General features: G+C 67.8%; 12 protein-coding genes and 1 riboswitch. Of the genes, 11 read left to right on the top strand and 1 reads right to left on the bottom strand.

Features of this window, described 5'->3' with window-relative positions; translation table 11 throughout:
• Positions 1 to 53: 53 nt before the first annotated feature.
• The 10 genes from KV203_RS04860 to KV203_RS04905 all read left to right on the top strand — a co-directional run bounded on the left by KV203_RS04860 (position 54) and on the right by KV203_RS04905 (position 11,345).
• Positions 54 to 1,370 carry an NAD(P)/FAD-dependent oxidoreductase gene (locus tag KV203_RS04860; protein WP_246600573.1) on the top strand — a complete coding sequence of 439 codons (1,317 nt, stop codon included), beginning with the start codon at positions 54 to 56 and terminating at the stop codon, positions 1,368 to 1,370.
• A complete protein-coding gene (locus tag KV203_RS04865) occupies positions 1,364 to 2,089 on the top strand; it encodes a DUF1365 domain-containing protein (RefSeq protein WP_066468397.1) in 726 nt (241 codons plus the stop codon). The genes KV203_RS04860 and KV203_RS04865 overlap by 7 nt, the downstream gene beginning before the upstream one ends.
• Positions 2,086 to 3,351 carry an SAM-dependent methyltransferase gene (locus KV203_RS04870; protein ID WP_066468395.1) on the top strand — a complete coding sequence of 422 codons (1,266 nt, stop codon included), beginning with the start codon at positions 2,086 to 2,088 and terminating at the stop codon, positions 3,349 to 3,351. Before KV203_RS04865 ends, KV203_RS04870 begins: the two co-directional genes overlap by 4 nt.
• The gene (locus KV203_RS04875; RefSeq protein WP_066468393.1) at positions 3,348 to 4,304 is read left to right on the top strand and encodes an SDR family NAD(P)-dependent oxidoreductase; all 957 of its coding nucleotides are present in this window, start codon (positions 3,348 to 3,350) and stop codon (positions 4,302 to 4,304) included. Before KV203_RS04870 ends, KV203_RS04875 begins: the two co-directional genes overlap by 4 nt.
• A 100-nt stretch (positions 4,305 to 4,404) precedes the next feature.
• Positions 4,405 to 5,052: an ABC transporter permease gene (locus KV203_RS04880; RefSeq protein WP_066468392.1), complete on the top strand. Its 648-nt coding sequence runs from the start codon at positions 4,405 to 4,407 to the stop codon at positions 5,050 to 5,052.
• On the top strand, positions 5,049 to 6,203 hold the full coding sequence (locus tag KV203_RS04885; protein ID WP_066468391.1) for an ATP-binding cassette domain-containing protein: 1,155 nt from the start codon (positions 5,049 to 5,051) through the stop codon (positions 6,201 to 6,203). The genes KV203_RS04880 and KV203_RS04885 overlap by 4 nt, the downstream gene beginning before the upstream one ends.
• Positions 6,200 to 6,955, top strand: coding sequence for an ABC transporter permease (locus KV203_RS04890; RefSeq protein WP_066468389.1), 756 nt, complete (start codon positions 6,200 to 6,202; stop codon positions 6,953 to 6,955). The genes KV203_RS04885 and KV203_RS04890 overlap by 4 nt, the downstream gene beginning before the upstream one ends.
• Positions 6,952 to 7,917: a glycine betaine ABC transporter substrate-binding protein gene (locus KV203_RS04895; RefSeq protein WP_066468383.1), complete on the top strand. Its 966-nt coding sequence runs from the start codon at positions 6,952 to 6,954 to the stop codon at positions 7,915 to 7,917. The genes KV203_RS04890 and KV203_RS04895 overlap by 4 nt, the downstream gene beginning before the upstream one ends.
• 68 nt (positions 7,918 to 7,985) lie before the next feature.
• Positions 7,986 to 8,214: riboswitch (cobalamin riboswitch) on the top strand.
• 140 nt (positions 8,215 to 8,354) lie between these two features.
• Positions 8,355 to 10,622 (top strand): 5-methyltetrahydropteroyltriglutamate--homocysteine S-methyltransferase, encoded by a 2,268-nt coding sequence (gene metE, locus KV203_RS04900; protein WP_066468750.1) that lies wholly within the window; start codon positions 8,355 to 8,357, stop codon positions 10,620 to 10,622.
• 219 nt (positions 10,623 to 10,841) lie between these two features.
• On the top strand, positions 10,842 to 11,345 hold the full coding sequence (locus tag KV203_RS04905; protein WP_083529919.1) for a thermonuclease family protein: 504 nt from the start codon (positions 10,842 to 10,844) through the stop codon (positions 11,343 to 11,345).
• Here the strand turns inward: KV203_RS04905 and KV203_RS04910 are convergent.
• Positions 11,339 to 11,719: an Rv2640c family ArsR-like transcriptional regulator gene (locus KV203_RS04910; protein WP_066468746.1), complete on the bottom strand. Its 381-nt coding sequence runs from the start codon at positions 11,717 to 11,719 to the stop codon at positions 11,339 to 11,341. The two genes, KV203_RS04905 and KV203_RS04910, sit on opposite strands and share 7 nt — an antisense overlap.
• 99 nt (positions 11,720 to 11,818) lie before the next feature.
• On the opposite strand from KV203_RS04910, the gene KV203_RS04915 reads away from it, so the two are divergent.
• Positions 11,819 to 12,247, top strand: a complete 429-nt coding sequence (locus KV203_RS04915) for an ArsI/CadI family heavy metal resistance metalloenzyme (protein WP_066468381.1) — start codon at positions 11,819 to 11,821, stop codon at positions 12,245 to 12,247.
• Positions 12,248 to 12,953: the final 706 nt, after the last annotated feature.

The raw sequence follows: 12,953 nt of genomic DNA on the forward strand, positions 1-12,953 counted from the left end.
GCATGATTCGATGCATAATCGACGCATTCCGGTCGACGATGCAAGGAGCGGTTGTGACCCGGCTTACCCACGCCGTGGACGGTAGGCCCCGAGTGGCTGTCGTCGGTAGCGGCGTCTCGGGGCTCACCGCCGCGTGGACCTTGACCCGAACGGCCGAGGTGACCCTGTTCGAGCAAGAGGCCCGGCTGGGTGGGCACGCCGACACCCATCGAGTGCCGACCGCACGCGGCGATGTCGTCCCGGTCGACACCGCATTCTTGGTGCACAACGCGCGCACCTATCCCGTCCTGCTTCGACTGTTCGCCGAACTGGGGGTGGCCACCCAGGAATCGGAGATGAGTATGTCGGTCCGGTGCGACGGCTGTCGCTTGGAGTACGCCGGAGCGCGCGGTCCGCGCGGCGTGTTCGCCCGGATCGGCTCGGTGCGGCGTGGTCGGTATCTGCGCATGCTCACCGAGATACCCCGATTCCATCGGCTGGCTCGGAACTACCTCTCCGGCAAGGAAACCGGTCGAACTCTCGGTGAATTTGTGCGGGATGCCGGACTTTCCGAGTATTTCGAGGCGCATTTCCTCACCCCGCTCGTGGCGGCGGTGTGGTCGTGCGATCCGACCACGGCATTGCGCTATCCGGCGGAGTATCTGTTCCGGTTCCTGGACAACCACGGGATGTTGTCGGTCTCCGGTTCGCCGGTGTGGCGCACGGTAACCGGTGGCTCGGCGACCTACGTTGCGGCGATCGCCGAACGGTTGGCGGTCGTGTCGCCCGCGACTCCGGTACGAAGCGTCGAGCGGCACGCCGACCACGTCGCGATCCGCGACGATGCGGACCGGGTGCGGACGTTCGACGCGGCAGTTGTCGCGACTCATCCGGATCAGGCACTTCGGATGCTTGCCGAGCCGACGCCGGCCGAGCGGCAGATCCTCGCAGCGATGCCGTACTCCACCAGTCGAGCGGTGCTGCATCAGGACGAGTCGGTGCTGCCCGCCGCGCGGAACGCGCAGGCGTCGTGGAACTATCGGCTTCCCTCGTGTTCGGCCAAGGTGGACCGGGTGCTCGTCAGCTACGACGTGACCCGGCTGCAACGGCTGGACCCGGCGCACGGCCGCTTCCTGGTCACACTCGGCGACGAGGATCGCGTCGATCCGGTGACGATTCTGGACCGGATGACGTATCAACATCCCCAGTACACACCCGAATCGGTTGCGGCGCAGCAGCGACTGGACGAGATCGGCGACGACCGGGTCGCCTTCGCCGGCGCTTACCACGGGTGGGGATTCCACGAAGACGGCGCGGCGTCGGGCTTGGCCGCTGCGCGCCGGATCGGTGCGCGCTGGTCCGGCCGCGGCGCGATGTCGGCGCCGTGGTGACCCCCGCGCTCGTGTACACCCGGACCCGCCACGTCCGGCATACCCCGATACGGCACGAGTTCAGCTACCGCGGGTACTCCTGGCTGGTCGATCTCGACGATCTGCCACGGGTTCCGTGGTGGCTGCGGCCGGTGGCCGGCTTCGCCGCCCGCGACCACGTGGGCGACCCGGACCGGACCCTGCGGGAGAACGTCGACGCCTACCTGGCCGGGCACGGCATCGACCTACGCGGCGGCAGCGTCCGGATGCTGACCAATGCGCGGGTGTTCGGCTACGTGTTCAACCCGTTGACGGTGTACTGGTGCCGGGACCACGACGACCGGCCGGTCTGCGTGATAGCCGAGGTGCACAACACCTACCGCGGTCGCCATCGTTACCTGCTGCATACCGACGAGCACGGTCGAGCGCGCATCCCGAAGCAGTTCTACGTGTCGCCGTTCAACCCGGTCGGCGGGGAGTACCGGATCCGCGCACCGCAACCCACCGACCGGATCTGCGTGGCGATCACCTTGGCCGATCCGACAACCGTATTCAGCGCTACCACAACCGGTCTGGTGCGACCGGCGTCCACCACGGCGACGCTGCGCGCGGCGATTCGTCATCCCTTCGCACCGCAGTTGGTGTCGTTGCGCATCCGGCGGCAGGGGCTGCGGTTGTGGACCCGCGGCCTGCCGATCGTGCCGCGTCCGCGTGACCCTGTCGAGGAGCCGAACCGATGAGCACATCCGTGTCCGCTACGACCGCCGAGATACGCCCCGACGTTGCGCTCGCCGCTGCGCCGAACGGTGTCCGGGCGGCGATCGCAGCGCCGATTGCCGCGGCGTTGTTCCGTCGCGCGGCGCTGGCCGCCGGGCTGCGAATCGTCCTCCCGAACGGCGTGATCCAGGGAGCCGACGATCCGGCAGCGCCATCGATGGTGATCCATGAACCACGGCGGTTCGCCCGGCGGCTCGGCGTGGACGGCCTGATCGGGTTCGGCGAGTCGTACATGGCCGAGGAATGGTCGGCGGCCGATCCGGCCGCGGTGTTGGCCACGCTCGCGGCCCGGATGGGCACGCTGGTGCCGGGGCCGGCCCAGCGCCTGCGCCGCTGGTACGTCGCGGCCCGTCCGGCCGGTGAACGCAACAGTCGCGGCAACTCGGCCCGCAACATCGCCCACCACTACGACCTGTCCAACGAGTTCTTCGCCTTGTTCCTGGACGAGACGATGACCTACTCCAGCGCCCTGTTCGGCGCGCTCGAGCCGGCGCCCCGGACGACCGACCTGGCCGCCGCTCAACGTGCCAAGATCGACGGAGTGCTCGACCTGGCCGGGGTCGGCCCGGGTACCCGCTTGCTGGAGATCGGCACCGGTTGGGGCGAACTCGCGCTGCGTGCGGCGCGCCGTGGCGCGCTGGTGCATTCGGTGACGTTGTCCGCGCGGCAGCGTGAGTCGGCGCTCGATCGGATTGCCGCGGCGGGCCTCGCGGATCGGGTCCGGATCGATCTGCGCGACTACCGGGCGATCGAGGACCGGTACGACGCGGTGGTCTCGGTCGAAATGATCGAAGCCGTCGGATACGAGTTCCTGCCGGACTACTTCGGCGCGATCGGCGACGCGCTCGCGCCCGGTGGTCGGGCGGTGATCCAGGCCATCACGATGCCGCACGATCGCATGCGGGCCACCCGGGACACCTACACCTGGATTCAGAAGTACATCTTCCCGGGCGGGTTTCTCCCGTCGGTGCAGCTGCTGCAACAGCTTTCGGGCGCGCAGGGGCTGACGCTCGCCGAGCCGTACCTGTTCGGTCCGCACTACGCGCACACCTTGCGGCTGTGGCAGGAGCAGTTGCTGCGCAACGAACCAGCGGTCGCGGCGCTCGGCTTCGACGCCGCCTTCCGTCGGATGTGGCGGTTGTATCTGGCATATGCCGAAGCAGGTTTTCGGAGCGGCTATCTGGATGTCGGTTGGTACCTGCTGACGCGGGCGGAGCTCCGATGAGCGGGCCGCAACCGGCCGGCTGGGACTCGGTGCTGGACCGGACGGTGCTCGGCGGCTACACCGAGCTCGGTTACCGGCTTCGTCGGCACAGCTGGCCGGTCGACGACCCGGCGCCCGGCGCGATGTCCGGCCGCACCGCCCTGATCACGGGTGCCAACTCCGGCCTCGGCGAGGCCGCGGCTCGCGGTATGGCCGCGCTCGGCGCCGACGTCGTCCTGCTGGTCCGTGATCTCGAGCGGGGACAGCGCGCTGTCGAGCGCATCCGGTCGGCGGTGTCGGACGCTCGACTCACCGTGGCGCGCTGCGACGTCAGCGACCCGGCCGCGATCACCGAGTTCGCTGCGGGCTACCGCGGACCGGTCGACGTCCTGGTGCACAATGCGGGAGTCCTACCAGCCCAGCGAACGGAATCGGTCGACGGACACGAGGTCACGCTGGCCACGCATGTGCTCGGCCCGTTGCGATTGACCGCACAGCTCACCGGACGGTTGGCCGAATCGCCCGATGCGCGGGTGATCTTCGTGTCGTCGGGCGGGATGTACCTGCAGCCGGCGCCGATCGAGGACCCGGAGTACCGCGTCGGCCGCTATCGGGGTGCGGAGGCCTATGCCCGGTCCAAGCGGATTCAGGTCGCGCTGCTGCCGGAGATGGCCCGGTACTGGGCGCCGATCTCGATCGCGGCCATGCATCCCGGCTGGGTGGACACCCCGGGAGTGGCCACCTCGCTGCCGCGTTTTCGCACTCTCACCCGGCCATTGCTGCGCACTCCGGCCGAGGGTGCCGACACGATCGTCTGGCTCGCTGCGACCGCGCCACCGCCGCCCAGTGGGCAGTTCTGGCAGGACCGCCGGGTGCGTCCGACGCACTACCTCGCGCGCACCCGGCGGTCGGATCGGGAGCTCGCGGGCTTGTGGCGGTACTGCGCCAAGGAGGCGGGCTTGAACCTCGGTTGAGGACATCCGGCTGCGTCGGGCGGGCGTGCTGAGCTATGTTTCAGGAAGGCCTCGTCGGTGGTATCCACCGCTGATCGGCGGTCGGGGCGGAGGGCGAGAGATGGAAGCGTTCTGGTCGTTCGTCGTATCACATCGTCAGCAGTTGCTCGTCGACTCTTATCTGCATGTCTCGGCAGTCGTCCAGTCGGTGTTGATCGCGACATTGTTCGCGGTGTCGATCGGCATCCTGGTCTTCCGCAGCCCGATCGGCTCGGCGACGGCGACCGCGGCGGCGAGTGCGATCCTCACCATCCCGTCGTTCGCCCTGCTGGGCCTGCTGATCCCGTGGCTCGGCCTGGGCGTCGGGCCGACCATCGTCGCGCTCGTGCTGTATTCGCTGTTGCCGATCCTGCGTAATACCGTGCTCGGCCTGTCCTCGGTCGATCCGGCGGTGACCGATGCGGCGCGCGGCGTCGGGATGAACCGGCTGGGCATCCTGACCCGGATCGAGCTGCCGCTGGCCTGGCCCGCGATCCTCACCGGCATGCGGGTGAGCACCCAGATGGCGATGGGCATCCTGGCGATCGCCGCCTACGCGAAGGGCCCCGGGCTGGGCAATCTGATTTTCTCCGGTCTGGCCCGGCTCGGCAGCCCGAACGCGGTTCCCCAGGCGCTGACCGGAACCCTGCTGATCGTCGTGCTCGCCCTCGCCCTGGACGGCATCTTCCTGCTGATCGGCCGGATGACCACATCGAAAGGCCTACGATGACTTCGGATTCGGGTGTCGATGTGTCGGGTGTCGAGATCGTGCTCGACGGCGTCACCAAACAGTATCCCGACCAGGCCAACCCGGCCGTGGACAACCTCGACCTGGTCTTGCCGGCCGGTGAGGTGGTCGTCTTCGTCGGACCGTCCGGGTGTGGCAAGACCACCAGCATGCGGATGATCAACCGACTGATCGAGCCGAGTTCGGGCCGGATCACCATCGGCGGCAAGGACGCCCTGTCGATCGACCCGGACGAGCTGCGCCGGGGCATCGGCTACTCGATCCAGCAGGCCGGGCTGTTCCCGCATATGACCGTGGCGAAGAACATCGCGACGGTGCCGGGGCTGCTCGGTTGGGATCGAGCCCGGATCGCCACCCGCACCGACGAGATGCTCGATCTGGTGGGTCTGGATCCGGCCGAGTTCCGGGACCGCTACCCACGCCAGCTCTCCGGCGGCCAACAGCAACGGGTCGGTGTCGCCCGGGCGCTGGCCGCCGATCCGCCGGTGCTGCTGATGGACGAGCCGTTCGGCGCGGTGGACCCGATCACCCGCGGCCTGCTGCAGGACGAGCTCCTGAGGTTGCAGACCGAGTTGCGCAAGACCATCGTCTTCGTCACCCACGATTTCAGTGAAGCGGTGAAACTGGGCGATCGGATCGCCGTGCTGGGCAACCAGTCCCGCGTCCTGCAGTACGACACACCGGAAGCGATCCTGGCGCACCCGGCGGACGAGACGGTGGCCGGGTTCGTCGGTGCGGACGCGTCGCTGAAGCAGCTCACCCTCACCCGGGTCGGCGATGTCACCCTGGGCGATTGTCCGACCGCCACCGAGGACGGCTCGGTTACCGACCTGCGTCGCCGGGTCGCGGAGCGGAGCTGGCCGTGGGCGGTCGTGCTCGACGAGCGCGACCGCCCGGTGCGCTGGGTTTCGGCCGATCATCTGGTGGGAGCGTCCAGCCTGCGGGAGATCGGTCTGCCGATCGGCGAGCTCGTCTCGGTCCGATCCACCCTGCAGGACGCGCTGGACGCGCTGCTCACCGAACGTGCTGCGGCGGCCGTCGTGACCGGATCGCGCGGCGAGTACACCGGCCTGATCACGATCGACACTCTGGTCGAGCACCTGAGCGCGATGCGCGCGGAGCATTCCTCGTGACCAGCTCGAGTCTGGAATCGCCGCCGGCCCGACGAGTCCGGCTGCTGGCCCAGCCGGTGGTGGCGATCGTGGCGGCTGCCGCGGTGCTCTTCTGGGCTTTCGACCGCGAGCTCACCGCCACCCAGCAGGCCAGCATCGACGCCGGCAACATCGCCACGGCGACGTGGCAGCATCTGCTCATCACGCTGACGGTGGTCGCGGTCGTGCTCGCTGTCGCAGTTCCGCTGGGCACGTTGCTCACCCGCACGCGGTTCCGCCGGCTCGCACCGATCTTCATCGGCATCGCCAACGTCGGTGCCGCAGCGCCGGCGATCGGCCTGATCGTGTTGTTCTACCTGCTGACCCGCCGCACCGGTTTCTGGATCGGGGTATTGCCGATCGCCTTCTATTCGCTGTTGCCCGTGCTGCGCAATACGATTCTCGGTTACCAGCAGGTCGACCGATCGTTGATCGATGCCGGTCGGGGGCAGGGCATGTCGGCCGGAACCGTGCTGCGCAGAGTCGAGTTCCCGATCGCGATTCCCTATATCCTGGCCGGCCTGCGGACGTCGCTGGTGCTGGCGGTCGGCACCGCGACGCTGTGTTTCCTGGTGAGTGCGGGCGGCCTGGGCATTCTGATCGACACCGGATACAAGCTGCGGGACAACGTCACTCTGGTGGTCGGCGCGGTGCTCGCGGTCGCGCTCGCCCTGCTGGTCGACTGGCTGGGCGCGCTGGCCGAGCGGTATCTGGGTCCGAAGGGGTTGCGATGATCCGGCGGACGATCCTGGCGGCCTGCGTGTTGCTGCTCGCCGCCTGCGGGCTGGAGTCGGGCGGCGCGGTGCCGCTGCCGGTGCGGCCGGGCAGCATCCAGCCGATCCCGGAACTCGACGGCGTCGCGATCACGGTCGGGTCCAAGGACTTCTCCGAGCAGATCACCCTCGGCTACATCGCGGAGTTCGCCTTGACCGCGGCCGGCGCGACGGTCCGCGACATGACCAACATCCAAGGCTCCAACAGCATGCGCGACGCGCAGCTGCACGGACAGATCGACGTCGCGTTCGACTACACCGGTACCGGCTGGATCAACTACCTGGGCAACGAAAAGCCGGTTCCCGGTTCGCAGGCACAGTTCGAGGCGGTGCGCGAGGCCGACCTGGCCGAGCACGGGATGTGGTGGACCGATCTGGCACCGGTGAACAACACCTACGCGCTGGTCACCAACCGGAAGACGGCAGACGAGAAGGGGGTCCGTACGTTGTCGGACTACGCCGCTCTGGTCCGAGCCGACGCCGGTGCCGCCACCACCTGCCTGGGCACCGAGTTCAGCGTCCGCCAGGACGGCTTCCCCGGAATGGCGCGCGCCTACGGCCTGGATCCGGACCAGGTGCGTAAGCAGATCGTGCAGGACGCGGTGGTCCTCCAGGCCACGGCCGACGGCATCCAGTGCAATTTCGGCTCGGTGGCCACCACCGACGGCCGGATTCCGGCCCTCGACCTCCAGATCCTGGCCGACGACAAGCAGTTCTTCCCGCAGTACAACGCCGCGCTGGTCATGCGCAAGGACTTTGCCGATGCGCACCCGCAGGTAGAACAGGTGATGCGGCCGATCACCGAGCTGCTCACCAACGAGACGATGACCGAACTGAACCGGCAGGTCGACCTCGACGGCCGCGAACCCGCCGATGTCGCGCGGGACTGGCTGGTATCGCAGGGCTTCGTCACCAAGCCCTGAGGATCGCCCGGGTAAAGGTATGCTGAGCGGCGCAGTTGGTTCGCTCGCGGAGTACCAGGGAGCCCCTCGTACTCTTGCCGGGCGTCGAGCCTGAGTACCTGCTCAGGTGAGAGGGAATCCGGTGTGAATCCGGAACTGTCCCGCAGCGGTATAGGGGAACGACCGCCGTCAACGGCACTGGGCGCAAGCCCGGGAAGCGACGGCCAGTAGCACCACGCGGCGCGCGAGCGTCGGATCGACCCGAATCGAGGTCGAGCGCCCCCGAGTCCGAAGACCTGCCGCTGCGCCGGATACGCCGTATCCGGCGGTCGTCGCCTCGCGGACTGGGCGCACGTACCCGAGCGAGTGACGTCGTGCCCCGGTGGTCGGCTGTCGGCTCATTCGGCGTGCGAAACCCCACGGGCGGCGGCCCCACCGCGAACCCGACGGAGTTCACCATGGCTGACACGCCGAACACCTTCACCGCAACCGTGCTGGGGTTTCCCCGCATCGGCCCGAACCGCGAGCTCAAACGTGCCATCGAGGGCTACTGGGCCGGCCGGATCGACCCAGTGGCGCTGCAGAACACCGCCCGCGACCTGCGCATCGCCCAGCTGACCGCGGCCAAGACCGCCGGGCTGGATTCCGTGCCGGTGGGCACGTTCTCCTACTACGACCAGATGCTCGATACCGCGGTGCTGCTCGGCGCACTGCCGGACCGGGTCGCCGGCATCATCGACGAACTGCAGCGCTATTTCGCCGCGGCGCGTGGCAACGCCGAGGTGGAGCCGCTGGAGATGACCAAGTGGTTCGATACCAACTATCACTACCTGGTCCCGGAGATCTCGGCGCAGACGGCGTTCCGGCTGGACGAGACGAAACTGGTGGCCGAACTGCGTGAGGCTGCCGAACTCGGTATCCCGGCGCGGCCGGTGGTGATCGGCCCGATCACCTTCCTGAAGCTCGCCAAGGGGACCGGAGACAGTGACCCGATGGCCCGCTTGGACGACCTGTTGCCGCTGTACGAGCAACTGCTGACAGTGCTGGCCCGTGTGGGTGCCGAGTGGGTCCAGATCGACGAACCGGTCCTGGTGACCGACCTGTCCGAGTCCGACCTCGCCTCGGTCCGCTCGGTCTATCAGCGGTTCACCGCCGTCGCCGAGCGACCGGCGATCCTCGTCGCGACGTATTTCGGCAGCCCGGGCCCCGCGCTCGCCGAACTCGCCGCGACCGACGTCGAGGGCGTCGCATTGGACTTCGTCGCGGGGACGACGGTCGATGATGTCGCGGCGCTACCGGCCTTGACCGGGAAGCTGGTGGTCGCCGGCGTCGTGGACGGCCGCAATATCTGGCGCACCGACCTGGACCAGGCCTTGGCGACGGCGTCCACGCTGTTGGGGAGCAGCCGATCGGTCGCCGTCGCGACGTCCTGCTCGCTGTTGCACGTGCCGTACACCCTCGATGCGGAACCCGATATCGAACCGGCCCTGCGATCGTGGCTGGCTTTCGGTGCGGAGAAGATCACCGAGGTCACAACGCTGGCGACGGCCCTGCACACCGGTACGGACGCGGTCGCGACGGACATCGCGGCCGCCCGTGCCGCCCGGCAGGCGCGGCACAACGACAGCCGGCTACGCAACGGCACCGTCCGGGCCCGGCTCGAGGCGTTGGCGCCCGGGGCGGATCGGCGGGCGCCCGCCGACGAGCGACGGTCGCTGCAACAGGCGGGCCTGGGGCTGCCGACACTGCCGACGACGACGATCGGTTCCTACCCGCAGACCACGCAGATCCGGGTGGCCCGGGCCGAGTTGCGGAAGGGCGCAATCGACCGAGCCGAGTACCAGCGGCGGATGCGCGCGGAGATCGCGGACGTGATCGAGCTGCAGGAGGGGCTCGGACTGGACGTCCTGGTGCACGGCGAGCCGGAGCGCAACGACATGGTGCAGTACTTCGCCGAGCAGCTCGACGGGTTCCTGGCCACCCAGCACGGCTGGGTCCAGTCCTACGGCACCCGTTGCGTTCGCCCGCCGATCCTGTTCGGCGACGTCGCTCGCCCGCACCCGATGACCGTCGACTGGATCAGCTATGCGCAGTCGCTGACGGACAAGCCCGTCAAGGGAATGCTGACCGGACCGGTTACCATCCTGGCTTGGTCGTTCGTGCGCGACGATCAGCCGTTGGGCGACACCGCACGCCAGGTGGGCCTGGCCATTCGCGACGAGACCGTCGATCTGCAGCGCGCCGGAATCCGGATCATTCAGGTCGACGAGCCGGCGCTGCGTGAATTGCTGCCGCTGCGCGATGCCGACAAGCCGGCCTATCTGGAGTGGTCGGTCGGTGCGTTCCGGCTGGCGACTTCCGGGGTGTCGGACAGCACGCAGATCCACACGCACCTGTGTTATTCCGAGTTCGGCGAAGTCATCGGTGCGATCGCCGGGCTGGACGCGGATGTCACCTCGATCGAGGCCGCCCGCTCGCACATGGAGGTGCTCGACGATCTCAACGCAGTGGGCTTCCATCTCGGCGTAGGTCCGGGTGTCTACGACATCCACTCGCCGCGGGTGCCGAGCGTGGACGAGATCGTGGCGTCGTTGCGGGCCGCGCTGGCGGCGGTGCCGGCGGATCGGCTGTGGGTGAACCCCGACTGCGGGCTCAAGACCCGGGCGACCGACGAGGTCATCGAGTCGCTGCGCAACATGGTCGAGGCAGCAGCCGCGCTGCGCTGACCGACGGGTGCCTCGTTGCCGGTTGCCACACCGGCAACGCGGCACCTCGCGGCCCCGACGTATCCGGCGGCAGTCCGTGCGAGGAGCCGAGTTCGATCGCGAAATTGCGCCTGGGTGAGAGGTACTCGGGACGATCCGATTTCCCGGGATGCACCATGTGCCGGACCAGTACGCCAGACTGACGGCGTGAAGAATCTCGCCCGCCTGGTAGCGGTATCGGTGCCGGTGTTCGTATCGCTGATCGCGCCGACGGAGCCGGTCGCCACAGCCGACCCGCTACCGGTCACCGCCACAGTCCTCCGAGTGGTCGACGGCGACACCGTAGACATCGTCGACGACGTTCGAGGGCGGCTTCGTGTGCGCCTGCTGGGCATCGACACAGCAGAGACCGAGAAGCCCGGCTACACCGACGGCTGCTGGGGCGATGAAGCCGCGCAATTCGCCGAAACCAACTTGACCGGGCAGCGCGTTGCGCTGATCACGGACCCGACCCAGGACCCGCACGACCGGTTCGGGCGGACCCTCGCATACCTCACGAAGGCCGACGGCTGGAATTACTCGGTCGAAGCGGCGCGTGCCGGCGCCGCGAAATCCTATACATACCAGCGGAAGCGGGTCGCCGAGTACCGGGCAATCGCCGCTGCCGAGAAGGAAGCGATCGCCGCGCAACGCGGTCTTTGGGGCGCCCCGTGCTTCGGCAACACAGCGTCGGTACCTTATTGAGAATTCCCCATCCGGTGTCCGGTGCAGCAGCTGGGATCGAGCACCCGGCATAGCGCCGTCAGAGCGTCATGCCGGGCTGTGTGGTGAACGCTCATCCCCTGGCGCTCGGACGCGATGAAGCCGGCAGTGCGGAGTTGTCCGAGGTGGTGGCTCACCGTCGATTCCGACAGCCCGACCGCCGTTGCGAGTGAGCCGGTCGTACCTGGTCTTTCGGCGGTGAACAGCAGCGACATCAGCTTGACCCGCACCGGGTCGGCCAGCGCCTTGAGTCGCATCGCCACGGCGAGCGCCGCTGCCTCGTCGGCAGGCTCGGCGGCGACCGGCGCGCAGCACACGGGCTCGGACATGTCGATGGTTGGCAGCGTCTTGGGCACGCCGTCCATCATGGCGACCCTATTGACATAAGTCAAAGAGGTGCGGTAGACCAGGACCGGCCACCAATTCGGTTTATGTCTTACACCTAGGAGATGCCCATGTCACGCGTCCACCTCGCCCTCGACGTTGATGACCTCGACTCGTCGATCACGTTCTACTCGACGCTGTTCGGCACCGAGCCTGCCAAGGTCAAGCCCGGCTATGCGAACTTCGCCGTAGCCGAGCCGCCGCTCGAGCTGGTGCTGATCGAGAACCCTGGAAAGGGCGGCTCTATCAACCACCTCGGTGTCGAAGTGGAAGCGACCGAAACCGTGCACGCGGAGATCGCCCGCCTTGCAGGCGCTGGGCTGTTCACCGAGGAGGAGATGAACACCACCTGTTGCTTCGCGACTCAGGACAAGGTGTGGGTGACCGGCCCCGACGACGAGAAGTGGGAGGTCTACACCAAGCTCGCCGATGCCGAGACGTTCGGTGCCAGCAAGCCGCGCGGCGACACCAACTCGGACAATGCTGTCTGCTGCGGCTGACGGTTTGATCGGGCGCGGATGGGCGGACGCCATCCGGGGTGAAGGCCCCGGCCAGGATCGCCGAGCCGGTAGGACCCATGACTATCAACGGGTTTCGTTGCGCAAAGCACGGGCTCGTTCGCCCCACATCGCACCGAGTTGTGTCACCGCTGTGTCATCCAGACATCTCATGACTCCGTTCGGATCCGAAGTATCGAGTGACCAGGGATCGGCAATCTGGCACATACCATAGAGGCGTGTCAAGTATCACAGTCATTCGCGTCATGTATGGCGTTGGCGTTTCCGGGCAGGCGTCGAGGTGGTGCAGACGTAGCGACGAAGTAGCGACGACGTAGCAACATGACACGGTAAAAACGCCTGGTCAACGGCGTATCGCCGGTGGAATATCAACACTCACACGCTGGATTTATGACGCTTCTCTCAGTTGGGGCCCGGGCCGCTGGTGCGCTCGTCTGCCGAGCGAGTTTGTCGGTCGGTTCTTGGCTCACCGCGCCGTAGTGTTTTGCTCGGAATGACGAAGGCCCCCGGTTGAGGACTGGAATCATTTCCAGAACCTGGCACGAGGGCCTCCGCTGCATTTGGCGATGCACAGCGAAGGTACCGCCGGGTTCGACCCAGGTCCAGCCAACGAGAGGCGATTGCCCGTGTCCATTCTTCCTGGTCATCCCAGACCGCCCTTCTTGCAGGTAGTCGCTGCGATGCTGGT

It is taken from the genome of Skermania piniformis (assembly GCF_019285775.1).
Classification (GTDB): Bacteria; Actinomycetota; Actinomycetes; order Mycobacteriales; family Mycobacteriaceae; genus Skermania; species Skermania pinensis.